19 protein-coding genes and 1 riboswitch are annotated in these 23,194 nt (G+C 70.7%); of the genes, 11 read left to right on the top strand and 8 right to left on the bottom strand.

Going from position 1 to position 23,194, the window contains the following annotated elements; translation table 11 throughout:
• Positions 1-37: 37 nt before the first annotated feature.
• The 5 genes from ABTU82_RS14265 to ABTU82_RS14245 all read left to right on the top strand — a co-directional run bounded on the left by ABTU82_RS14265 (position 38) and on the right by ABTU82_RS14245 (position 3,380).
• Positions 38-637 carry a nucleoside/nucleotide kinase family protein gene (locus ABTU82_RS14265; RefSeq protein ID WP_116647387.1) on the top strand — a complete coding sequence of 200 codons (600 nt, stop codon included), beginning with the start codon at positions 38-40 and terminating at the stop codon, positions 635-637.
• Positions 637-1,533: a tRNA pseudouridine(55) synthase TruB gene (gene truB, locus ABTU82_RS14260; RefSeq protein WP_407173909.1), complete on the top strand. Its 897-nt coding sequence runs from the start codon at positions 637-639 to the stop codon at positions 1,531-1,533. The genes ABTU82_RS14265 and truB overlap by 1 nt, the downstream gene beginning before the upstream one ends.
• Positions 1,530-1,898 carry a hypothetical protein gene (locus tag ABTU82_RS14255; protein ID WP_407173908.1) on the top strand — a complete coding sequence of 123 codons (369 nt, stop codon included), beginning with the start codon at positions 1,530-1,532 and terminating at the stop codon, positions 1,896-1,898. Before truB ends, ABTU82_RS14255 begins: the two co-directional genes overlap by 4 nt.
• Before the next feature lie 64 nt (positions 1,899-1,962).
• A complete protein-coding gene (locus ABTU82_RS14250; protein WP_116647384.1) occupies positions 1,963-2,418 on the top strand; it encodes a hypothetical protein in 456 nt (151 codons plus the stop codon).
• Complete coding sequence (locus ABTU82_RS14245; RefSeq protein WP_116647383.1) at positions 2,415-3,380, top strand: bifunctional riboflavin kinase/FAD synthetase; 966 nt, start codon at positions 2,415-2,417, stop codon at positions 3,378-3,380. The genes ABTU82_RS14250 and ABTU82_RS14245 overlap by 4 nt, the downstream gene beginning before the upstream one ends.
• Before the next feature lie 98 nt (positions 3,381-3,478).
• Here the strand turns inward: ABTU82_RS14245 and deoC are convergent, their stop codons facing one another.
• Together deoC and ABTU82_RS14235 are read right to left on the bottom strand one after the other, a co-directional pair.
• Positions 3,479-4,195, bottom strand: coding sequence for a deoxyribose-phosphate aldolase (gene deoC / locus ABTU82_RS14240; protein ID WP_116647382.1), 717 nt, complete (start codon positions 4,193-4,195; stop codon positions 3,479-3,481).
• A gap of 10 nt (positions 4,196-4,205) precedes the next feature.
• Positions 4,206-5,567, bottom strand: a complete 1,362-nt coding sequence (locus tag ABTU82_RS14235; RefSeq protein ID WP_407173907.1) for an MFS transporter — start codon at positions 5,565-5,567, stop codon at positions 4,206-4,208.
• Between the two features lie 85 nt (positions 5,568-5,652).
• Here ABTU82_RS14235 and ABTU82_RS14230 point away from each other — a divergent pair, with 85 nt between their 5' ends.
• The 3 genes from ABTU82_RS14230 (at position 5,653) to ABTU82_RS14220 (ending at position 11,548) form a co-directional block, all read left to right on the top strand.
• Positions 5,653-7,926: a heavy metal translocating P-type ATPase gene (locus tag ABTU82_RS14230; protein WP_407173906.1), complete on the top strand. Its 2,274-nt coding sequence runs from the start codon at positions 5,653-5,655 to the stop codon at positions 7,924-7,926.
• Positions 7,927-8,222: 296 nt separating this feature from the next.
• The gene (locus ABTU82_RS14225) at positions 8,223-10,382 is read left to right on the top strand and encodes a DEAD/DEAH box helicase (protein ID WP_116647380.1); all 2,160 of its coding nucleotides are present in this window, start codon (positions 8,223-8,225) and stop codon (positions 10,380-10,382) included.
• Between the two features lie 137 nt (positions 10,383-10,519).
• The gene (locus ABTU82_RS14220; protein WP_116647379.1) at positions 10,520-11,548 is read left to right on the top strand and encodes a 6-phosphofructokinase; all 1,029 of its coding nucleotides are present in this window, start codon (positions 10,520-10,522) and stop codon (positions 11,546-11,548) included.
• Positions 11,549-11,674: 126 nt separating this feature from the next.
• Here the strand turns inward: ABTU82_RS14220 and ABTU82_RS14215 are convergent, their stop codons facing one another.
• Entirely contained in the window at positions 11,675-13,795 is a 2,121-nt protein-coding gene (locus ABTU82_RS14215; protein ID WP_116647378.1) for a S9 family peptidase, read from the bottom strand.
• A gap of 41 nt (positions 13,796-13,836) precedes the next feature.
• Positions 13,837-15,411 carry a molybdopterin-dependent oxidoreductase gene (locus tag ABTU82_RS14210; RefSeq protein WP_407173905.1) on the bottom strand — a complete coding sequence of 525 codons (1,575 nt, stop codon included), beginning with the start codon at positions 15,409-15,411 and terminating at the stop codon, positions 13,837-13,839.
• Between the two features lie 80 nt (positions 15,412-15,491).
• Here ABTU82_RS14210 and ABTU82_RS14205 point away from each other — a divergent pair, with 80 nt between their 5' ends.
• Both ABTU82_RS14205 and ABTU82_RS14200 read left to right on the top strand, forming a co-directional pair.
• Positions 15,492-16,403, top strand: a complete 912-nt coding sequence (locus ABTU82_RS14205) for a phosphodiesterase (RefSeq protein WP_407173904.1) — start codon at positions 15,492-15,494, stop codon at positions 16,401-16,403.
• Positions 16,404-16,521: 118 nt separating this feature from the next.
• Complete coding sequence (locus ABTU82_RS14200) at positions 16,522-18,012, top strand: aspartate ammonia-lyase (protein WP_116647375.1); 1,491 nt, start codon at positions 16,522-16,524, stop codon at positions 18,010-18,012.
• Between the two features lie 20 nt (positions 18,013-18,032).
• Here the strand turns inward: ABTU82_RS14200 and ABTU82_RS14195 are convergent, their stop codons facing one another.
• Positions 18,033-18,899: a fumarylacetoacetate hydrolase family protein gene (locus ABTU82_RS14195; RefSeq protein WP_116647374.1), complete on the bottom strand. Its 867-nt coding sequence runs from the start codon at positions 18,897-18,899 to the stop codon at positions 18,033-18,035.
• Positions 18,900-18,948: 49 nt separating this feature from the next.
• Here ABTU82_RS14195 and ABTU82_RS14190 point away from each other — a divergent pair, with 49 nt between their 5' ends.
• Complete coding sequence (locus ABTU82_RS14190) at positions 18,949-20,106, top strand: PrsW family intramembrane metalloprotease (RefSeq protein WP_116647373.1); 1,158 nt, start codon at positions 18,949-18,951, stop codon at positions 20,104-20,106.
• 16 nt (positions 20,107-20,122) lie between these two features.
• Here ABTU82_RS14190 and ABTU82_RS14185 read toward each other — a convergent pair whose 3' ends face one another.
• From ABTU82_RS14185 to thiM, 3 genes are all read right to left on the bottom strand, one after another.
• Complete coding sequence (locus tag ABTU82_RS14185) at positions 20,123-21,604, bottom strand: bifunctional hydroxymethylpyrimidine kinase/phosphomethylpyrimidine kinase (protein WP_407173903.1); 1,482 nt, start codon at positions 21,602-21,604, stop codon at positions 20,123-20,125.
• On the bottom strand, positions 21,601-22,245 hold the full coding sequence (thiE, locus tag ABTU82_RS14180; protein ID WP_116647371.1) for a thiamine phosphate synthase: 645 nt from the start codon (positions 22,243-22,245) through the stop codon (positions 21,601-21,603). Before thiE ends, ABTU82_RS14185 begins: the two co-directional genes overlap by 4 nt.
• Complete coding sequence (thiM, locus tag ABTU82_RS14175; RefSeq protein ID WP_407173902.1) at positions 22,242-23,057, bottom strand: hydroxyethylthiazole kinase; 816 nt, start codon at positions 23,055-23,057, stop codon at positions 22,242-22,244. Before thiM ends, thiE begins: the two co-directional genes overlap by 4 nt.
• Positions 23,040-23,138: riboswitch (TPP riboswitch) on the bottom strand. It overlaps the preceding gene by 18 nt.
• Positions 23,139-23,194 lie beyond the last annotated feature (56 nt).

The following is a 23,194-nucleotide window of genomic DNA, read 5'->3' as shown; positions in this document are numbered from 1 at the left end:
ACGTCAGGCGGGGTGCGGAGGAACGTACGCTGGAGGGATGAACTCCCCGAGCCCCTCGGCCGCCTCGATGATGCGCGAGCTGCGCGCCGAGGTGCGACAGAACCTTCGCCGCGGACGCGTGATCGTCGCGGTCGACGGTGCCCCCGGATCCGGCCAGGCGGCCGTCGCCGACGCCCTCGCGGCCGCCTTCACGGAGGAGGGCGAGACGGCGCTGCGCGCCTCCGCCGCCGACTTCGCGGATGCCGATGGCCGTCTCGACGCCGACGAGGTGCGCCGCCTACTGGTGGAGCCGTTCCGTTCCTCGTCGCCGGAGGGCTTCTCTCTCACGCCCGCAGCGGAAGCGACGACCGCCCCCGCCGACGCGCTGCTCGTCGTCGACGGTGACTTCCTGCTCACCCGCGAGCTGCGCGGCCTGTGGAACTGGTCGGTGTGGCTCGAAACACATCCGACGTCGGCATTCGCGCGACTCGCTCACGACGGCCGTGCCGATGCCGACCCCGCCGCCGCCTCGAACGCCGCCGTCCGGGATGCCGTCGCTTCCTACCGGCGCTCGTCGAACCCGGGGGCGGCAGCATCCGCTCTCATCGAGAACACCGATCCCGAGAACCCGACGCGGATCTTCGGAGACTTCTGCTGATGCCCGCGGGAGGCGTGCTGCTCGTCGACAAGCCGGCGGGCATGACCAGTCACGATGTTGTCTCGCGCGCGCGGAAGGCGCGCGGCACCCGCAAGGTCGGCCACGCCGGCACCCTCGATCCGATGGCGACGGGGCTGCTCGTTCTCGGGGTCGACGCCGCGACGCGCCTGCTCACGTTCATCGTCGGCGCCGACAAGACCTACACCGCCACCATGTTGCTCGGGGCGACCACCGATACCGATGACGCCGACGGGGAGGTCGTCGACCGTGCCTCGCTCTCGGACATCGCCGCGGTGACGGATGGCGCGATCGACGAGGGGATCGCAGCACTCACCGGTGCGATCTCGCAGGTGCCGACTACGGTGTCGGCGATCAAGGTCAACGGCCGTCGTGCGTACGACCTCGCCCGCCAGGGCGTCGAGGTCGAACTCAAGGCCCGCGACGTCGTCGTCTCGAGATTCGACGTGATCGAACGCCGGCGCGAAGACGATCGCATCGAGCTGGACGTCGTGGTCGACTGCACCAGCGGCACGTACATCCGTGCGTTGGCGCGCGACCTGGGTGCAGCTCTCGGCGTCGGCGGTCACCTGACCGCACTCCGGCGCACGCGGATCGGCCCGTTCTCGGTGACGGATGCGGCGCAGCTCGACGCCCTGGCGGGTGTTCCGCTTCTCACTCCGGCCGATGCGGGCGCGACGGTTCTCGGAGCGTTCCAGGTCTCGGCCGACGAGGCGCGCGACCTCCGGCACGGCAAGCGCCTCGTGGGGGCAGCATCCCGTCTGCCCGCGTCGCCCGCCGCCGCGATCGATCCCGAGGGCGTGCTCATCGGCGTCGTCGAACGACGCGGCGTCGACGTCAAGAGCGTGATGAACCTGCCGACGGGGGAGAACGCATGATCCTCTGGTTCACGCTCGCACAGGTCGCCGTGGCATCAGTCGCCGCCCTGGTGGCCGTGATCGCCGGGCTCGCGGGAAGGCGTCCCGGCGACGTCACGGTCGGCAGCCTGGCGCTGATCGAGGTGCTGCTCATCGCGCAGGTCGTGACGGCGATCATCGCCCCGTTCGCCGGCAACCCCTCGACGGGGAGCGCGCTGGAGTTCTGGGTCTACCTGGTCTCGGCGGTGCTGATCCCGCCGGCGGCTGTCGCGTGGGCGCTCGTGGAACGCAGTCGGTGGAGCACCGTGATCATGGGCATCGGCGCCGCCTCGGTGGCGATCATGGTGTGGCGCATGCACGTGATCTGGACCGTCCAGATCGGGTGAGGCGTTGCCTCATCCTGCGCGCACGGAGAGCACCCGCCCCGCGCGACTCTAAGATCGAAGAGCCATGGAATCCCGCACTCGCACCCGGAACATGACCGGCGTCGGCCGGGTTCTCGTCGTCGTCTACGCGATCCTGGCCCTCGCCGCGACCGGGCGCTCCTTCGTGCAGATCGTGCTGCGTTTCGACCACGCACCGCTGGCGTTCACGCTCTCGGCCATCTCGGCGGCCGTGTATATCGTCGCGACCCTCGCCCTGATCTTCTCCGCCTCCCGCGTCTGGTACCTCGTCGCGTGGGCGGCGATCTCGTTCGAGCTCGTCGGGGTGCTCGTGGTCGGAGTGTTCAGCCTGATCCGGCACGACCTGTTCCCGGAGGAGACCGTGTGGTCGTGGTTCGGGTCGGGGTACGTCTTCGTCCCGCTGGTGCTGCCGTTCGTCGGCATCTGGTGGCTCGTGACGCACCGCCCCGGGCGTGAGGTCGCCGTGCCCGAGTCCGAGCCGATGGAGAGGTCGTCCTGGTGATCACATTTCGCGACCCCTCGGAGGTTCCCGCCGGGTTCGGGCCCTCGGTCGTCGCCATCGGCAAGTTCGACGGCGTCCACGCCGGGCATCGTGCCGTCATCGACCGGGCGAAGGTGGATGCTGCGGCCACGGGCGCGAAGGTGGTGGCCGTCACCTTCGATCGCAACCCCTTGAGCGTGCTGCGACCCGATCTGTGCCCCGTGAGCCTGGTGGGCGTCACCCAGAAGATCGAACTGCTCGAACGCGCCGGTGTGGATGCGACCCTCATGCTCACCTTCGACGAGCAACTCGCGAGTCTCGACGCCGAGGAGTTCGTGCGCCATGTGCTCGTCGGGGCGCTCGGCGTTCGCAGCGTGCTGGTCGGGGGCGACTTCCGGTTCGGGCGAGGCGGGGCCGGTGACGCCGAGCTGCTGCGGACGATGGGGGAGCGCTTCGGGTTCGTCGTGCAGATCGTCGACGACGTGCGGGCCATCGATTCCGACCGGCGCGTGTCATCGACCTGGATCCGCGAACTGCTCGCCGAGGGCGACGTCGCGTCGGCGGGCAAGCTCCTCGGGGCAGCCCCGTCGGTGTGGGGCGAGGTCGTCCATGGACTCAAGCGCGGCCGCGAGCTCGGCTACCCGACCGCCAACCTCTCGCCCGACCTCGAGGGGTTCATCCCCGCCGACGGGGTCTACGCCGGCTGGCTCATCGACGAGGGTTCGGCTGACGGTCTGCGCCCGGGTACCCGGTATCCGGCGGCGATCAGTATCGGCGTCAATCCCACCTTCGACGACGTCCTCGTTCGTCAGGTCGAGGCCTACGTGCTCGACGAGACCGACCTCGACCTGTACGGGCACCTGATGCAGGTGCGCTTCGTCGAGCGCATCCGCGGCATGGTCGCCTTCGACGGCGTCGAGGCTCTCAAGGCGCAGATGGCCGACGACGTCGAGCGTGTCCGGGCCGTGCTCGGCGCCCACTGACACCGCCGCCGCGCGCGCGAGAGTCCAAAACACCCGGACGGCGCCCTCGGGCGGCCCGGGTGTCTTGGACTCTCAGCGGCAGGCTGAGCGGCGCTCGGTCAGTACGAGGCCGTGTCGGTCGCGCCGGTGGGGCCGTCGCCCCGCTCGATCGCGCGGGCTTCACCCAGGATCGTCGCGGCCGCGCTCGTGCCGAGGCGGGTGGCGCCGGCGTCGATCATCGCGAGGGCGGTGGCGAGATTGCGGACGCCCCCGGAGGCCTTCACCTGCACGGCGGGACCGACGCTCGCGCGCATGAGGCGCACGTGCTCGACGCTCGCGCCGCCGCCGCCGAAGCCGGTCGACGTCTTCACGAACGCGGCGCCGCCGGCCTCGGTCAGGCGGCTGCCGCGGGCGATCTGCTCGTCGTCGAGGTAGGAGGTCTCGAGGATGACCTTGGCGATGCGCCCCTCCGCGGCGCTCACGACAGCGCGGATGTCGTCGGCGACGGCGTCGTCGAAGCCGGAGCGCAGGAATCCGATGTTCACGACCATGTCGACCTCGCTCGCCCCGTCTGCCAGGGCCTGCGCGACCTCGGCTGTCTTGGCCGCGGTCGACGTGGTGCCGTGCGGGAAGCCGATGACCGTTCCCACCGCGACGCCCGTGCCGTCGAGGCGCTGCACGGCATAGGCGATGTCGGAGGGGCGGACGCACACGCTGAAAACGCCCCACTCGGCGGCGATGTCGAGCTCGGCGTCGACGTCTGCGCGGACGAGCTCGGGCTTGAGGATCGCGTGATCGATGGTGGCGGCGAGCTCGCGCTCGGAGAGGTTCGACATGGCTCCCAGCCTACGCGCGAGGGGCGTTGCGGATGCCGAGGAACGAGACCACCCCGCCGATCGCGAGGAGAGCTGCGGTGACGACGGCGGCGCGGTGGAAGCCGTCGAGGTCGATCGACCCGCCCACGATCAGCGCGACCATCGCGACCGCGATGAGCCCGGCGACGCGCGAGACCGCGTTGTTGACGGCCGAGGCGATACCCGACCGACTGGTGTCGATCGCGCCGAGGATCGCCGAGGTGAGGGGGGAGACGGTGAGGGTCAGCCCGAAGCCGAACACGATGATGCCGGGGAGCACCTGCCACCAGTAGTCGAAGTCCTCGCCGATCGAGAGGAGCAGCAGAGAGCCCCCCGCAGCGAGGAGTGGACCGATGGTCATGAACAGTCGAGGCCCCCACGTGCCCGCGAGAGCGCCGACGCGCGAGCTGAAGAGGATCATGAGCACCGTCGCGGGCAGTGATGCGAGGCCGGCGAGAGTGGCGGGGAGGCCGGCGCCCTGCTGCAGATACACGCCGAGGACGAAGCCGTTGAGCGACAGCGCGCCGTAGATGAACGCGGTCGCGACGTTGCCGGTCCAGAAGTTCCGGGCGCGGAAGAGGTCGAGGGGCATCATCGGGTCGCGCGCGAAGCGCTGCCGCAGGAGGAAGGCGGCGAAGGAGAGCACGCCGATCGTCATCGAGCCCCAGATCACCGGGGAGGCCCACCCGAGCGCGGACTGCTCGATGAGGGCGAAGACGGAACCGCCGAGCCCGACGGTGCACAGGATCGCCCCGAGGTAGTCCACCCGGGCGCCCTCTCGGCGGTGATCGGGGTGACCGAGCCTGACGAGGAGGAAGAGGGTGAGGGCGATGGGGAGCACGTTGATGAAGAACACCAGGCGCCACGACAGCAGGTCGACGAAGAGCCCTCCGACGAGCGGGCCGGCGATCATCGCGCCGGTCGTCGCCGCCGTCCACACCCCGATCGCCCTCGCCTGCGCCGGGCCGCGGAAGTTCGCGGTGATCAGCGCGAGGGAACTGGGCACGAGGAGCGCCCCCGCGACACCTTGCAGCGCGCGCATGATGATCAGGAATTCCGAGGTGGGAGCGGCCCCGATCGCGATCGAGGTCACGGCGAAGCCGATCAGCCCGATGCGCAGCACGACGAGTCGGCCGAGGACGTCGCTCAGCGACCCCGCGACGAGGATCAGAGCGCCGAGGGTGATGAGGTAGGCGTCGACGACCCACTGCTGGGTGGTGAGGCCACCGCCCAGGTCGCGGGAGATCGCGGGCAGCGCCACCGTCACCACGGTGCCGTCGAGGAATGACACGAACGACGACAGGATCGCGATCGTCAGCACCATTCTCTGATCGCGGGTCATCTGCTCGGCCATCTGCTCACTGTACGGCCGTCTGCGCGACGAGACAGGAATACCCCAGGGGGGTATCGTGGTTGTGTACGTGGACGAAGGAGGCGTGATGGACCAGCACGACCCGAACGGACGACGCACCGCGGTTCTCGACATCGAGGGCATGACCTGTGCGAGCTGCGTGGCGCGCGTGGAGAAGCGGCTGCGCGCCGTGGACGGCGTGGATGCGGCGGTCAACCTCGCCACGGAGTCGGCGCGGGTCACGTTCCCCGACGACCTCGACGCCCACGCGCTCGTCGCGGCGGTGCGCGGCGCCGGATACGACGCGCGGGTGCGGCGCGACGAGACGGCGGCGGGCGCAGCATCCGCCCCCGACCACCACGCCCACGGTGCCGAGGGCCACGTGCACGACACCGAGGACCGCCCCGGGGCGACGTCGCTGCGTACCCGGCTGATCGTGAGCGCCCTCCTCGGGCTGCCGGTCGTGGTGCTCGGAATGGTGCCCGCGCTGCAATTCACCGGCTGGCAATGGGTCTCGTTCGTGCTCGTCACCCCGATCCTGGTCTGGGGCGGCTGGCCCTTCCACCGTGCGACGGTGGCGAACGCCCGCCACGGCGCGGCGACGATGGACACGCTGATCACGTTGGGCACGGTGGCCGCGTACCTCTGGAGCACGTGGGCGCTCTTCTTCGGCAATGCCGGAGAGCTCGGCCTGCGGCACGACGTCGTGCTCTTCGGCCCCGTGCACGATGCCGCCGCCCTCGTCTACTTCGAGGTCGTCGCCGCGGTGACCGTGTTCCTCCTCCTCGGACGTTTCGTCGAGCAGCGCGCGACCCGGCGCGCCGGATCGGCGCTGCGCTCGCTCCTCGAACTCGGCGCGAAGACCGTCGAGCTCCCCGACGGCACCACCGTGCCGATCGAGCGCCTCGCCGCGGGTGAGCTCTTCGTGGTCCGCCCCGGCGGAACGATCGCCGCCGACGGCGCGGTGGTCGAGGGGACGGCGTCGGTCGACGAGAGCATGCTCACGGGCGAGTCCGTGCCGGTCGACGTCGGCCCCGGCGACCCGGTCACCGGTGGCACCATCTCCGCGGACGGGCGCCTCGTCGTGAGGGCGACATCGGTCGGCAGCGAGAGCCGGCTTTCTCGGATCGCCCGTCTCGTCGAAGACGCCCAGCTCGGCAAGAGCCGCGTGCAGCGCCTCGCCGATCGCGTGTCGGCGATCTTCGTGCCGATCGTGATCGTGCTGGCCGTCGCCACCCTCGCGGCGTGGATGCTGGCCGGACAGCCCCTCGCCGCCGGCTTCACCGCCGCGGTCGCGGTGCTCATCATCGCCTGCCCGTGCGCGCTGGGCCTGGCGACGCCGATCGCCGTGCTCGTCGGCACGGGTCGCGCCGCGCAGCTGGGGATTCTGGTCACCGGTCCCGAAGCGCTCGAGTCGGCCGAGAAGATCGACACGGTCGTGCTCGACAAGACCGGCACCCTCACCGAGGGCCGCATGACGGTGGCCTCGGTCGTGACCGATGGGGCGACCGACGCCGCCGAGGCGCTCGCGCTCGTCGCGGCGGTCGAGCGCGGCTCCGAACACCCCGTCGCCCGGGCGATCGTCTCCGCGGCCGGTGCCGGTGCGGTGGCCGACGACGTCCGCTCGCTCGCGGGTCGCGGCGTGATCGGCACGGTCGACGGGGTCGCCGTCTTCGCCGGGCGCCCGGCCTTCGCGACGGAGCAGGGCGCGGAGCTGTCCCCGGCGCTCGCCGACGCGGTCGCCGCGGGCGAGCGCCGGGGCACCGTGGTCGTCGCGGGCTGGGCCGTCGGCGAGGAGCGCCCGCGGGCGCGGGCCGTCTTCGAGATCGCCGACACGGTGCGCGCCGAGAGCGCCGGGGCCGTGGCCGACCTGCGCGGCCTGGGCCTCGACGTCGTGCTGCTCACCGGCGACAACGCCGGGGTCGCCGAGGCGGTGGCCCACGAGCTGGGTATCGACACGGTGCGCGCGGGGGTGCTCCCCGAGGGCAAGCTCGCCGAGATCGAGCGCCTGCGCGCCGAAGGTCGCGTCGTCGCGATGGTCGGAGACGGTGTGAACGATGCCGCCGCCCTCGCCGCTGCCGACCTCGGGATCGCGATGGGCGGGGGAGCGGATGCGGCGATGCACGCCGGAGACGTGACGCTCGTCCGCAGCGACCCGCGCGCGATCGTCACCGCCGTCCGGCTCAGCCGCCGCACGATGGGGGTCATCCGCGGCAACCTGTTCTGGGCGTTCGCGTACAACGTCGCTGCTCTGCCCCTGGCGGCGCTGGGCTTGCTGAACCCCATGCTGGCGGGGGCGGCGATGGCGTTCTCCAGCGTGTTCGTCGTGCTCAACAGCCTGCGCCTGCGACGCGCCCGGTGACGCCGACCGGGGGCGCCGCGCCCATCGGCTGAGAACGAGCGGTGTCTCCGGGGCCCCGCGACGGACATCCTCGCCGCGGGGAGTGATGTATCGGCACCAGACGCTAGACTGGGCGTCGGGGACCACTCGCGGGAATGTGCCGCACTCGCCGGAACGAATCGGCCAGGATGCCGATCCGCGTCCGTTCGACGGTCCCTCCCCGCGTGCGTGACGGCTGACCGCCCCCGCGGGATCGTAGACAACACCGGCTCGACCGGTCATCGCCGGGTCATCCGGCTGACACGCTCAGGAGGAGCATGCCGACCACGGCACCCGCCGCGCAGAACAATTCATCGCGGCGCAGAAAGACTTCCGCGGCACGCCGCGACGACGAAGCACCCCTCATCCCGATCCTCGCCCGCAAGGTGCGCGAGGTCGAGGCCAAGGCGCAGCGAGGCAAGCTCGGACCGACCAATCGCGTGAAGTTCCAGGTGATCGCCTTCCTGGTGCGTGAAGAGCGTGCGCGGGTGAAGGCCGAGGCCGACCTCGACGCCGGTGCCCGCGCCGAGCTGCTCAAGCGTCTCGATGGGGTGGCGACCATCCTCGCCAAGACCGCTGCGCGCGACACGTCGCTCATCCAGCTGCTCGAGGTCGACCAGGCCACGTCGCCGGTGGCGCGGCGCATGCGCCGCGACTGGCTCATCGAGTCGGGCGCCGAGCTGCCGCCGGACGAGCTCATCATCACCGACGTCGCGCCTGTCTCGCAGCCGGTCGTGCCGGCCGCGCTGGCCGAGCGCCAGGTCGTGCCGCCCGCGATCGAGTCGCGCCAGATGGCCAACCCCTTCCTCGCGCCCGACCTGACCGCGGCCGTGTCCCAGAGCGCGCCGCGCCGTCGGCTCGACGGCTGGGAGCTCATGGGCCCGCTGTTCAAGGCCTTCGAGACCGGCGCGGGCGGATCCGCCGCATCCATGACTCTTCCCGAGGTGCCCGAGTTCGACCGGCTGTCGCCCAAGGGCCTGGAGGTCATGGCGCATCAGTCCCGTTTCCTCGAGTCTGTGCGCGAGGGGCACCGCAGCTTCCTCCTCGCAGACGAGCCGGGCCTCGGAAAGACCGCTCAGTCGGTGCTCGCCGCGTCGGTGGCGGGCGCCTATCCGTTGCTCGTGGTCGTGCCGAACGTCGTGAAGATGAACTGGCTGCGCGAGGTCGGCCGGTGGACTCCGCAGCGACGGGCCACGGTCGTCAGCGGCGATGGACGCGATGTCGACGCCTTCGCCGACGTCTTCATCGTCAACTACGAGATCCTCGATCGCCACCTGTCATGGCTGGGCTCGATCGGCCTCAAGGGCATGGTCGTCGACGAGGCGCACTTCATCAAGAACCTCACGTCGCAGCGATCGCAGAACGTGCTGGCGCTCGCCGGACGCATCCGCGAACAGGTTCGCGATCCTCTGATGCTCGCTCTCACGGGCACGCCGCTGATCAACGACGTCGAGGACTTCGACGCGATCTGGCGCTTCCTCGGCTGGACGCTGGGCGAGAAGCCCGGTGCCGAGCTCATGGACAAGCTCGAGTCGACCGGCCTCACCCCGGCCGACAAGGCGTTCTACCCGGAGGCGCGCGAGGCCGTCATCTCGATGGGCATCGTCCGCCGCAAGAAGAAGGACGTCGCGGCCGACCTGCCCGACAAGCTCATCGCCGACCTCCCCGTCGAGCTCGACGACGAATTCGGTCGTTCCGTTCGCCAGGCCGAGCGCGAGCTGGGCGAACGACTCGCCGCGCGGTACCGCCGCATCCTCGAGGCTCGCGGCGACCGGGGCCTCGCTCCCGGCGAGATCGACGACGACATCGTGCGGCTGGTTGCGCACAACGAGCTCGAAGAGTCGAAGGCCGCGGGCACGGGCTCCGAGAACGTGTTCACGATGGTGCGAAAGATCGGCCAGGCCAAGGCGCACCTCGCCGCCGATTACGCGGTGCAGCTGCAGCGCTCCGTCGGCAAGGTGGTCTTCTTCGCCAAGCACATCGACGTGATGGATGCTGCGGAGTCCCACTTCGCCGCGTCGGGTCTTCGCACCGTCTCCATCCGCGGAGACCAGACGACCCCCGCACGGCAGCTCGCGATCGACGCGTTCAACAACGACCCGGACGTCGGGATCGCGGTGTGCTCGCTCACCGCAGCCGGTGTCGGGCTCAACATGCAGGCCGCGTCGAACGTCGTGCTGGCCGAACTGAGCTGGACCGCCGCCGAGCAGACGCAGGCCATCGACCGCGTGCACCGCATCGGTCAGGAAGAGCCCGTGACCGCCTGGCGGATCATCGCTGCGCACACGATCGACACCAAGATCGCCGAGCTCATCGACTCCAAGCAGGGTCTGGCCGCTCGCGCCCTCGACGGCGAAGCGGTCGACCCGGCATCGAGCGACTCGGTGCAGCTGAGCGCGCTCATGCACGTGCTGCGACGCACTCTCGGCGGCGAGTGATCCCGGGTGCGGCGGCGGGAGACCGGCCGCCGCACCCGCACACGCGCCCGCCAAGTGGCTGACGCATCGCCTCCGACGCTATGGTCGGTGTGGCAACGTCGCCGGCTCTCCCACCCGACACAGCGAGGACCACAGCTATGAAGATCGGCATTCTGACGAGCGGCGGCGACTGCCCCGGTCTCAACGCCGTCATCCGCGGAATCGTGCTCAAGGGCACGACGAACTACGACATCGAGTTCGTGGGCATCCGAGACGGCTGGCGAGGCGTCGTCGACGCCGACTTCTTCCCCCTCACCCGCCACGAGGTGAAGGGGCTGTCCAAGGTCGGCGGCACCATCCTCGGCACCAGCCGCACCAACCCCTACGAGGGCACCCGCGGCGGCGCCGAGAACATCGCCAAGACCCTCTACGGTCACCGCATCGACGGCATCGTCGCGATCGGCGGCGAGGGCACGCTCGCGGCCGCCGACCGCCTCTCGAACGACGGCATCAACGTCATCGGCGTGCCGAAGACCATCGACAACGACCTGCGCGCGACCGACTACTCGTTCGGTTTCGACACCGCGGTCAACATCGCCACCGACGCGATGGACCGCCTGCGCACGACCGGTGACTCCCACCAGCGGTGCATGGTCGCCGAGGTGATGGGCCGCCACGTCGGCTGGATCGCCCTGCACGCCGGCATCGCCGCGGGGGCCCACGTCATCTGCATCCCCGAGGTGCCGCTCTCGCTCGACGAGATCGTCGACCAGGTCACACGCGCCCACGACCGCGGTCGTGCGCCGCTCATCGTCGTGTCCGAGGGCTTCACGCTCAAGGGCATGAGCGAGGCGTTCAGCGACAAGGGCCTCGACGCGTTCAACCGTCCCCGTCTCGGCGGCATCAGCGAGGTGCTCGCCCCCGAGATCGAGCGCATCACGGGCATCGAGACCCGCTCGACGGTGCTCGGCCACATCCAGCGCGGCGGGTCGCCCTCGGGCTTCGACCGCGTGCTCGCGACGCGTCTCGGGCTCCACGCCGCCGACGCGCTCTTCGAGCAGAACTGGGGTCACATGGTGGCCATGCGCGGCACCGACATCGTTCGCGTGCCGTTCGCCGACGCGCTCGGCGAGCTCAACACCGTGCCGCTGTACCGCTACGAAGAGGCCGCCGCGCTCTTCGGCTGATCCCTTCTTGTGCCCGACGTAGGACAAGGGCCCGGCGTAGGACGATCCGACCGAGATCGTCCTACGCCGGGCCCTTCTCCTACCTGCGCGACCGGCGAGCGGATGCTGCGCGCCGGTCGCGCGCGGTCAGGACGCGTCGGCGACGCCGAGCACGTCGAGCAGCCAAGCGAGCTCGAACGCCCGCTCACGCCAGGAGTTGTACCGACCGCTGACTCCGCCGTGACCGGCGACCATCTCGCACTTGAGCATCGCGTCGGCACCCACCTCGCGCAGACGGGCGACCCACTTGGCCGGTTCGACGTAGAGCACGCGCGTGTCATTGAGCGACGTGACGGCGAGGATGCGGGGGTAGACGACGCCTTCGCGCACATTCTCGTACGGCGAGTACGACTTCATGTACGCGTAGACGTCGGCGTCGTGCAGCGGGTCGCCCCACTCGTCCCACTCGATGACGGTCAGAGGGAGCGAGGGGTCGAGGATCGTGGTGAGCGCGTCGACGAAGGGCACGCTCGCGAGCACGCCGGCGAACAGCTCGGGAGCGAGGTTCGCGATGGCGCCCATCAGCAGACCGCCGGCGCTGCCGCCCTCCGCGACCATCCGGTCGGGGGTCGTGTACCCCGCCTCGACGAGGTGGCGCGCGGCGTCGACGAAGTCGGTGAACGTGTTGCGCTTCGCGAGCGTCTTCCCGTCTTCGTACCACTGCCTGCCCATCTCGCCGCCGCCGCGCACGTGCGCGACCGCGAAGACCACGCCGCGGTCGAGCTCCGACAGCCTCGCGACCGAGAAGCCGGGCTCGATCGAGTGCTCGTACGACCCGTATCCGTAGAGGTGGAGCGGACGCGGGGCCGAGCCCACCTCGCCGAACGAGCGCTTCCACACCAGCGAGATCGGCACCCGGGTGCCGTCCTGAGCGGTGGCCCACACGCGGGCTTGGCCGTAGTCGGCGCCGTCGTAGCCGCCGAGCACGGGCTGGCGCTTGCGCAGCAGCAGCTCACCGGTGGCGATCTCGTAGTCGAAGACGGTGCCGGGGGTGACGAACGAGCCGTAACCGACACGCAGGAGGGGTGGCGCCCACTCGGGATTGCCGCCCGTACCGACGCTGTAGAGCGGCTCGTCGAATTCGATCTCGCGCACCGCACCATCGGCGTAGTCGAGCATGCCGAGTCGGGGCAGGCCGTCGCGGCGGTAACCGACGACCCCCCAGTCGCGGAACGTGTCGACGCCGAGCAGTCGCTGACCCGGCCGGTGGGCGATGACGACGGACCGTTCGCCTTGGGGGTCGGATGCGGTGACCCGCACCACCTCGAAGTCGAGAGCGTCGTCGTTGTGGAGCACGTAGAGCACGTCCTCGCCGTCCACGACGGCGTCGGAGGCGGAGTACTCCACCCCCTCGCGGCGCGGCCAGACCACGCGCGGTTCGCCGCGCAGGTCGTCGGCGTCGAGGATCCACTCCTCGGAGGTGATCGACGATCCGACATCGATGACGAGATAGCGGTCGCTGCGGGTGAAGCCCGCGCCGACCCAGTACCGCTCGTCGGGCTCCGTGAACAGCTTCACGTCGGTATCGACCGGCGTGCCGATCTCATGGAGCCATACGGTGTCGGGACGCCAGGCGTCGTCGACGGTCGTGTAGACCACGTAGCGACCGTCCGGCGAGAACGAGGCACCCGCGAAGGTGTCGGGGATCTCATCGGCGAGGTTCTCGCCGGTGGTGAGGTCTCGCACGCGAAGGGTGTAGCGCTCGTCGCCGACGACGTCGACGCCGTAGAGCATGCGCCCTCCGTCGGTCGAGACCTCGAAGCTGCCGAGAGAGAAGAAGTCGGTGCCCTCGGCCTCGATGTTGCCGTCGAGGAGCACCTGCTCGCCGGGGACGGGCTCTCCCGGGGTGAGTTCGGGCGGCGTCCAGTCGTCGGGCGAGGCCAGGGGAGCGCGGCACTGGATGCCGTACTGGCTGCCTTCGACGGTGCGGCCGTAGTACCACCACGCGCCGCGGCGGCTGGGGACGGACAGGTCGGTCTCGAGGGTGCGGCCCTTGATCTCCTGGAACACCTGCTCGCGAAGCCCCTCGAGGTGAGCCGTTCGGGCGTCGGTGTAGGCGTTCTCGGCGTCGAGGTGCGAGAGGACCGCCGCATCCTCCTTCGCACGGAACCACTCGTACGGGTCGTCGAAGGTGTCGCCGTGGTGGGAGCGGATCGTCGAGCGGCGCTCGGCGACGGGGGGATCGGGAAGGGCCTGAGCGTCGTTCACGATCCCACGCTAGCCGAGGAGCACCGCGCCCCGGCCGGTCGTCAGCGGACGGTGACGAGGGTGCGCTGCCACCCCGACGAGCCGTCGGGGGCGATGGGCGCGCGGTCCTCGATCTGCACCTGACCGTTCTTGTCGGTGGCACGCACGGTGACGTAGTGCGTGCCTGCCTCGGCCTGCCACTCCATCCACCACTGCACCCAGGTGTCGGCGTTGACCGGAGTGGAGAGGTTCGCCTGCTGCCAGTCGCCGTCGTCGATCGAGACCTCGACACTCTGGATGCCGGTGGTCTGCGCCCACGCCATGCCCGCGATCGGCACGGTGCCGGCGTTGACAGGCGTTCCCGAACGCGGGGTATCGATGCGCGACGACATCTTGATGGGGGCTTCAGCGGCGTACCCGCGCGGGGTCCAGTAGGCCTCGTCGGCGGCGAACGTGGTGACCTTCAGCTCGGTGACCCACTTCGTCGCCGAGACGTAGCCGTAGAGACCGGGGACGACCATCCGCACCGGGAAACCGTGCTCGAGCGGAAGCGGTTCGCCGTTCATGGCGACCGCGAAGATGGCGTCGCGGTTGTCGTCGGTCAGCGTGTCGAGAGGAGTGCTCGCGGTGTAGCCGTCGACGCTGCGCGAGAGCACCATGTCGGCGCCGGCCTGGGGCCCCGCCATCGCGAGGATGTCGCGAATGGGAACGCCCTGCCAGATCGCGTTGCCGACGAGGCCGCCACCGACCTCGTTCGAGACGCACGTCAGGGTGATGCCGTACTCGTCGAGACCCATCCCGACGAGGTCGTCGAAGGAGAGCTCGATGCGCTGATCGACCATGCCGTCGATCACGAGGCGCCAGGTCGACGGGTCGATCGAGGGAACGGTCAGAGCCGTGTCGACGCGGTAGAAGTCGGCGTTGGGCGTGAACAGGGGGGAGAGGCCCTCCACGTCGGCTTCCGCGCCGGCCGGCACGGTGACCGTGGAGCGCACCGCGGGAAGCTGGATGGCGTCGCGGACGGCCGCGATCGACGAGGTCGTCGCCGAGATGACCCGCGAGCCCACACCCACCACGACGGAGGCGGCGGCGGCGATGGCGGTCATCCCGAGGAATCCGCGCCGGCTCGCCCCTGCGGTCTCAGCGCCCTCCTCAGGGTCCGACTCCGTGGGAGCGGCCGCCGCACGGTCGCGCCAGGCCCGCAGACGTCGCCCCAGCATCAGGATGAGCACGACCCCCACGATCGTGCCGACCAGCGGAGGAAGCGCGGACAGGACGCCCGCACCCGCGCGGGTGAGGATCGCCGCGCCGGAGAGCACTCCGGCGACGACGAGCAGCACGGCGCCCAGCGGTGGTCGCACGTACTCGAGGATTCCGGCGATCGCCGACGCGATGACGACCGCGAGGCCGAGGCCGACGAGCAGAGCGATCTTGTCGTTCGCCCCGAACGTCGAGATCGCGAACTCCTTGAGCGGCTGGGGCACGATGTCGATCACGAACGACCCCACCGCCAGCAGCGGACTCGCCTGGGGCGCGACCAGGAGGGCGATGAGTTCGGCGGCCGCGAGGAACGCGGCAGCCGAGACGATGCCGGCCACCGCCGACCAGGCGGTGAAGGTCTTGCGTCGTGCGGCCATGGCTGGGCCTCCCCGTCTCGTCGTGGTCGCTACCTATTCGCGGCCGCCGACGATTCGGATGTGCGCTCTAGGCTGGGGGCATGGTCGGAGCATCGCCGCAGTTCGGTCAGTACCCGCCCGCGCGGCGCGTGATCGTGCATCTGAGCGATACGCATCTCCTCGCCGGCGACCGCCGGCTGGGCGGTCGGTACGACGTCGCGGCGAACCTCGCGCGCACGATGCGCGCGGTCGAAGACCTCGGTATCCGTCCCGATGCCCTCGTCTTCACCGGCGATCTCACCGACCTGGGCGAACCCGAGGCCTATGCGGCTCTCCGGGCAGAGGTCGAGCCGGTCGCCGAACGACTGGGGGCGCCGGTGGTGTGGGTGGCCGGCAACCACGACGAACGTCCTGCCATGCGCCAGCACCTCCTCGACACGGAGGCGACGCAGGAGCCGATCACGGGGGTGTGGGACCTCGACGGCCTCCGGCTGGTCGCCCTCGATTCGACCGTGCCCGGATGGCATCACGGCGAGATCGATGCCGCCCAACGGGACTGGCTCGCCGGCGTCCTCGCCGATCCGTCCCCGCTGGGCACGCTCCTGGCGCTGCACCATCCGCCGCTCCCGTCGCACATCCCCTTCTTCGACATCCTCGAGCTCCGCGACCAGCACGCACTCGCCGAGGTGGTCGCCGGAACCGACGTGCGCGGCATCCTCGCCGGCCACCTGCATTACTCGACCAGCGGCACCTTCGCCGGGGTGCCGGTGAGCGTGGCGGCGGCGACCTGCTACACGATGGATCTCGCCCGCCCGGCGGTCGAGGTGAACGGGATGGACGCCGGGCAGTCCTTTCACCTCGTGCACGTCTACGACGACACGATCACCCACGCGGTGGTACCCGTCGTCGACGATGCGCAGACGGGGGAGTACTTCACGGCGGAGTGGACCGAGCGCATGGCCGGTCTCACCCCCGAGGAACGACTCGACGCGTTCTCGCGCAAGCGCTCCTGACGGCTGTACGCGGCGGCCCGTGCGGTGACCGTCGGTCACCCCGGTGTCCACCGGGGGCGCTCAGCCCGCGCGGGTAGGCTCGACGCACCTCGACCGGCCGTAACCCAAAAGGATCTACATGCCACAGGACGCGACGAAGCTCCAGGACACCACCGAGCGCACCCGCACGGAGACCGATTCGTTGGGGTCGCTGGAGATCCCCGCGGAGGCGTATTGGGGCATCCACACCGCCCGCGCGCTGGAGAATTTCCCGATCTCCCAGCGTCCGATCTCGGTCTACCCCGATCTCGTCCGGGCTCTGGCGATGGTCAAGCAGGCGTCGGCCCGCGCCAACATCGAGATCGGCGTGCTCGACGCCGAGCGGGGGCAGCTGATCGATCGCGCCGCCCAGCGGGTCATCGACGGCGAGTTCCACGATCAGTTCGTCGTGGGCGTCATCCAGGGCGGCGCCGGCACGTCGACGAACATGAACGCCAACGAGGTGCTGACCAACATCGCCCTCGAAGAGGCCGGGCGTGCGAAGGGCGATTACGGTTTCCTCTCGCCGATCGACCACACCAACCGCAGCCAGTCGACCAACGACGTGTACCCGACGGCCGTCAAGGTCGGGCTCGCGCTGAACCTCCAGAGCCTGCTGGCAGAGCTCTCGCTCCTGCGGCAGTCGTTCCTCGCGAAGTCGGTCGAGTTCCACGACGTGCTCAAAGTCGGGCGCACCCAGCTGCAGGACGCCGTGCCGATGACGCTCGGACAGGAGTTCCACGGTTTCGCCACGACGCTCGGCGAGGACTACAACCGGTTGACCGAGAACGCCTACCTCCTCGCGGAGGTCAACATGGGAGCGACCGCGATCGGCACGGGGATCACGGCACACTCGACCTACGCGAAGGCCGTACTGCACCATCTGCGCTCCATCACCGCGCTCGACCTCGACACCGCGACCGACCTCGTGGAGTCGACGAGCGATACGGGCTCGTTCATGTCGTTCTCGTCTTCGCTGAAGCGCAACGCGATCAAGCTGTCGAAGATCTGCAACGACCTCCGACTCCTCTCCAGCGGCCCGCAGGCCGGGTTCGGCGAGATCAATCTGCCGCCCCGTCAGGCGGGCTCGAGCATCATGCCGGGCAAGGTCAACCCCGTCATCCCCGAGGTCGTCAACCAGGTCGCCTTCGCGGTGGCAGGCGCCGACCTCACCGTCACGATGGCGGTCGAGGGCGGTCAGCTGCAGCTCAACGCCTTCGAGCCGGTGATCGCGCACTCCATCTTCCAGTCGATGACCTGGATGCAGCGGGCGATGTGGACGCTGCGGGTGAACTGCATCGACGGCATCACCGCGAACCGGGAACGACTCGGCGCGATGGTCGGCTCGTCGGTGGGCGTCGTCACCGCTCTCACGCCCTTCATCGGCTACGCGGCGGCCGCGGCCCTCGCCAAGACCGCGTTGCTGACGGGACGCAACGTCGCCGACCTCGTCGTCGAGGCGGGCCTGATGTCACGAGCCGAGGTCACGAAGCAGATCTCGCCGATGCGCCTGTCGGGGCTCGAGGCGATCACCGAGGCGATCCCCGTCATCCGCTCCTCGACCGACGTCGTCTCGCCTCCCGAGGGCTGAGCGGCTGGCGAGACGGCGGGTCAGCCGATGATTCGGCAGTGCGTCGTGAGTGCGCCCACCCCGTCGACGCCGACCGTGACGGTCGAGCGGTCGCGGAGGAAGATCTGCGGGTCGCGGGAGTAGCCCGCCCCGCCCGGGCTGCCGGTGGAGATGAGCGTCCCGGGCAGCAGGGTGACCGACTGCGACAAGTGCGAGATGAGCGTCGCGACCGAGCGCACCATCTGGCCGGTGGAGGCGTCCTGCACCGTGTGTCCGTCGACGACGGTCCAGATGTGGAGGTTCTGCGGATCGGGGATCTCATCGGCGGTCACGACGAACGGGCCGGTCGGTGTGAACCCGTCGAACGACTTGCAGCGCGACCACTGCGCCTCGGAGAACTGGATGTCGCGGGCGGTGATGTCGTTGACCACCGTGTAGCCCCAGACGTGGTCGAGGGCGTCCTCCGTGGCGACGTCCTTCGCCGCTCGTCCGATGATCACGCCCAGTTCCGCCTCGTAGTCCACCGATTCGCTGAGGGTTCGCGGCCACGACGTGGTCGCCTCGTGCCCGGCGAGCGAGTTGGGCCACAGCACGAAGACGGTGGGCGTCGAGTCTGTCTTGAGCCCGAGCTCGCCCGAGTGCGCGGAGTAGTTCAATCCGATCGCCAGGATCACCGGCGGTGTCAGGACGGCCGATGCGAACGCCGCCCCGTCGATCGAGATCCAGGATGCGGCGTCGGCCGCGCCTCGCACGCGCTCCAGCAGCTCGTCGCCGCCGGCGATGAGGGCCTCGAGGGTGCCGGGCGCGTCGTCGAACAACTCGTCGACGAAGGTCATCGCCTCGTCGCTGACGACCACCAGGCGGGGGGAGAGTTCGGACGACGCTGACTGAACGTGGGCAAACCGCATGCGTCCACGCTACCCGGCGGCGTGGGGCACCCCGCTCTAGGCTGATCGCATGGCCTACCCCTCGCCGCTGTCGCAGCCGCATCCGGGGGCCGGCGCCCCCATCTCGCCCGCGGGGTCCGTGCCCGCGACCGTACCCGTCGGCTCCCGACGCACCGGGGGTGCGCTCGTGTGGATCGGCGGCGTGCTCGCGCTCGTGCTGGTGGCCCTCGTCGCGTACTTCGTGAACTTCCTCGGGCCGGGCGCGTCGACCGTGGGGATGATCCTCGCGCTCGTGCCGCTCGCGGTGGTAGCGGCGGTCGTGCGCCTCATCGATCGGTGGGAGCCGGAACCGCGCGGAATCGTCGTGTTCGCCGTCGCCTGGGGAGCCATCGCCGCGGTCGCCATCGCGCTGGGCGTCGACCTCGCGCTGACGTTCGTCGTCGGTCCGCTGCCGGCCGAGTTCTCCTCCGTCGTGCAAGCCCCCGTGGTCGAGGAGGTCGCGAAGGGTCTCGGGGTCTTCCTCATCTACGTCGCCGCCCGGCGGTCGTTCGACGGACCCGTCGACGGCATCGTCTACGGGGCGCTCGTCGGCGCGGGGTTCGCCTTCACCGAGAACATCCAGTACTTCGCCATCAGTCTCATCGAGGGGGGCCTCTCCCAGGCGTCAACGACGTTCTTCCTCCGCGCGATCCTCTCGCCCTTCGCGCACGTCATGTTCACCGCGCTGATCGGATTCGCGTTCGGATTGGCCGCCCGGCGGTCACTGCCCGCCGGTGCCGCGTTCGGCTATGGGCTCGCCGGGCTGGTCGCAGCGATCCTCCTGCACGCGCTCTGGAACGGCTCGGCGGTGTTCGCTGACTTCTTCGCGCTCTACGTGACCGTGCAGGTGCCCCTCTTCGTTCTCTTCATCCTCGGGGTGCTGCTGCTGCGCCGCGAGGAGTCGCGCCTGACCCGGGTGCGGCTCGGTGAATACGCCGCGGCGGGATGGTTCACCGAGCAGGAGGTGGGGATGCTGGCGACCGGGCCCGGCCGCCGCGCGGCGCTCCGCTGGGCGAAGACGCTGAACGGCGACCGCACGCGCGTCATGCGGCGCTTCATCGCCGATGCGACCGCGCTCGCCGCGGCCCGACAGCGGGCGCTGTCGGGCCGTGACCCTCACGCGGCCACCGTCGAGCGTCAGCTGCTCGAGCGTGCGACGCGGGCGAGGACGGAACTGTTCGCCCCCTGAGGAAAGGGCCCCGCCCTCACCGGACCGCCACGGCGTCGAGGGGGGCGCGCCAGAACGACAGTTCGTGCGTCGCCGACGCCCGGAACGCCTCCGCCATCACCGCGCGACGACGCGGCGCCGCGCGAGCGGCCGCGGCGGTGACGATCTCGATCGCCGTCAGCGTCGCGTCGGCGAACTCCGGCGCGGCGTAGGTGTCGAGCCAGTCGCGGTACGGGTGTGCGTCGCCGCTGAGCGGATGCAGCCGGCTTCCGACGTCGTGGTAGAGCCAGTAGCAGGGGAGGACCGCCGCGATGAGCCGCTCGTAGTCGCCGCTGTCGGCAGCCGCCCCCAGATGGTCGAGGTAGGCGGTCGTGGTGGGGCTCGCCTGTACGCGCGATCCGCCGCCGAGATCGAGCCACTGCTCGTGGAGGGTCAGCTCGGTGGCCACGGCGGCGTGAGCGCCGGTGATCCAGAACGTCTGCTCCTCGGCGCTGGGCGCGAGACGGGACGCCTGTGCCAGCACGCGCGAGTACTCGCGGAGGTACACGGCGTCCTGCGCGAGGTACCAGGCGAACGCTTCCCGATCGAGCGTTCCTTCGCCGAGAGACCGGATGAAGTCGAGCCCGTCGATCGCCTCCCGCACGTCGGCCGTGTCCTGCCACCACTCGTCGGCGATCTCGCCCGGCGTCGGCGCGGTGTCGAGGCCGCCGCGCGCCCAGAGCCCGGCGAAGTGGCTCACGGGCCCGTGCCCGCCCCCGACGGCGAGCTCTGACCCGTGCCGGATGCTCTCCGACAGCCAGCGCAGGGCGAGATCCGTCGCATCAGACCAGGTCGAGCCCGCCGCGCGGCGGGTCGCGATCGCGGACGACAGGGAGCACCCCGTCCCGTGGGTGTTCCGCGTCTCGATGCGCGGCGAGCGGAAGTCGCTGACGCGGCCGTCGGGCTCCACGAGCGCGTCGCGGAGGTCGGAACCCTCGAGATGCCCGCCCTTCGCCAAGACCCGCACACCGTGACGCCGGGCGAGTTCCCGGGCCTGGGCGACGACGGCGTCGCCGTCCGATGCCGGCTCACAGGCGAGCAGGATGGCGAGCTCCGGCACGTTGGGTGTGACGAGGTCGGCCACGGGGAGGAGCAGGCGCAACGCATCTTCGGCCCCCGGATCGAGCAGCCGGTGCCCGCTGGTGGACACCATCACGGGGTCGAGGACCACGACGGGTGGGCGCACCGCGGAAAGCCACTGGCGCACCGTCGCGATCACCCCCACGTCGGCGAGCATGCCGATCTTCACGGCATCGATCGCTACGTCGTCGCTGACCGCGTGCAGCTGCTCGGCGAGGAACGACGTCGGCGGGCGGTGCACCGACCGCACGCCGCGCGTGTTCTGCGCGACGAGTGCGGTGACCGCGGCCATCCCGTATCCGCCGTTGGCGGCGATGCTCTTCAGGTCGGCCTGCACCCCTGCCCCGCCCGTCGGGTCGGTGCCGGCGATGCTGAGCACCCGGGGGACGCCGGCGCTCATCGGCCGGCCTCCCAGGCCGACCGCAGGGCTACGGCGGCGGCGGAGGGGTCGGCTGCGCCGCAGATCGCCGACACGACGGCGATGCCGCTGACACCCGCCGCCCGCAGCACCGCGGCGTCCGTCGCGGTGATGCCGCCGATAGCGACCACCGGCAGGGTGCTCACATCGGCTAGGCGGCCGGTCGCACCCGCGCCGAGGGGGTGCGCTGCATCCGGCTTGGTGCTCGTCGCACGGAACGGTCCGATTCCGAGGTAGTCGGCGTGGGCTGAGGCTTCGCGCATCTCGGCGTCCGTCGACACGCTCACGCCGATGATGCCCTCGGGGCCGATGAGCGTGCGTGCGATCGACGCCGGGAGATCCGACTGCCCGAGGTGGACGCCCGACACGGCAGCGCCGGCCGCGCGCGCGGCTAGGTAGACGTCGACCCGGTCGTTCACGATGACCGGCACGTGAGGGGGAGTGGCGGCGGCCACCGCGAGGACGGTGTCGAGGAACGCGCGCGCGGGGGCGTGCTTCTCGCGCACCTGGACGGCCGTCACCCCGCCGGCGACCGCGGCGGCCACGAGATCGGGCAACCGGTGCCCGGCGCGGGTCGCGATGACGGCGTCGGTGACGAGGTACAGCGCAAGGTCGACACTCATGAGAGAACCACCCGCTCGGCGACGGTCGCGCCGTCGAGCGAGGCGAGGGCGTCGATGAACCTCACGGCGAAAGACCCCGGCCCGTCGGCTCCGGGCGCCGCGAGCTCGGCGGCGACCGTGTAGGCGGCGACGGCGGCGACGGAGGCTTCGAAGCGGTCGGCGTGCGCACCGGCGAAGGCGGCGAGCACCGCGCCGAGAGCGCATCCGCCGCCGGTGATCCGGGTGAGCAGCGGATCACCGTTGGCGATGCGGACGACCCGCTCGCCGTCGGTGAGGAGATCGACCGCCCCGGAGACGGCGACGACCGCCCCGGTGGATCGCGCGAGCGAGAGCGCGCCCTCGAGCGCATCGTCCACGCCGTCGGCGCTGTCGACGCCGCGGCCGCCGGCACCCGCGCTCGCCAGCGCGAGGATCTCGGACGGGTTGCCGCGCACGATCGACGGTCGCTCTTCGAGCAGGCGGTGGGCCAGAGCGGTGCGCACGGGCAGTGCGCCCACGGCCACGGGATCGAGAACCCAGGGCGTGCCGCCGGCGCAGGCGGCACCGACGGCCTCGACGGAGGCCGCCCGTTGCTCGGCATTCGGCGTCCCGAGGTTGATGAGCACGGCGTCGGCCACGGAGGCGAACACCCCCGACTCCTCGGGGATGTCGACCATCGCGGGTGACGCGCCGATGGCGAGCAGGGCGTTGGCGGTGAAATTGACCACCACGCTGTTGGTGACGCACTGGACGAGGGGCGCGGCGGAGCGCACCTCTCCGACGGCGTCTCGGACGGATTGCAGAAGTGCAGGCGTGATCGTCACGCTCGACATCCCTTCGCTAGTACGAACTAGAGCAGGTTCTCCGGGTGTGATCTCAGCCCCTCGTCGTGAGGGGCACCCCGTGCCAGTGGACCCATCGTTGCACATGCGACGCGGTGCGCGGGATCGTCGATGCGGGGCGTGCGCGC

The sequence above is a fragment of the Microbacterium deferens genome, assembly GCF_045517775.1.
Lineage (GTDB): Bacteria > Actinomycetota > Actinomycetes > Actinomycetales > Microbacteriaceae > Microbacterium.
This window is presented reverse-complemented; position numbering and strand designations above follow the sequence as displayed.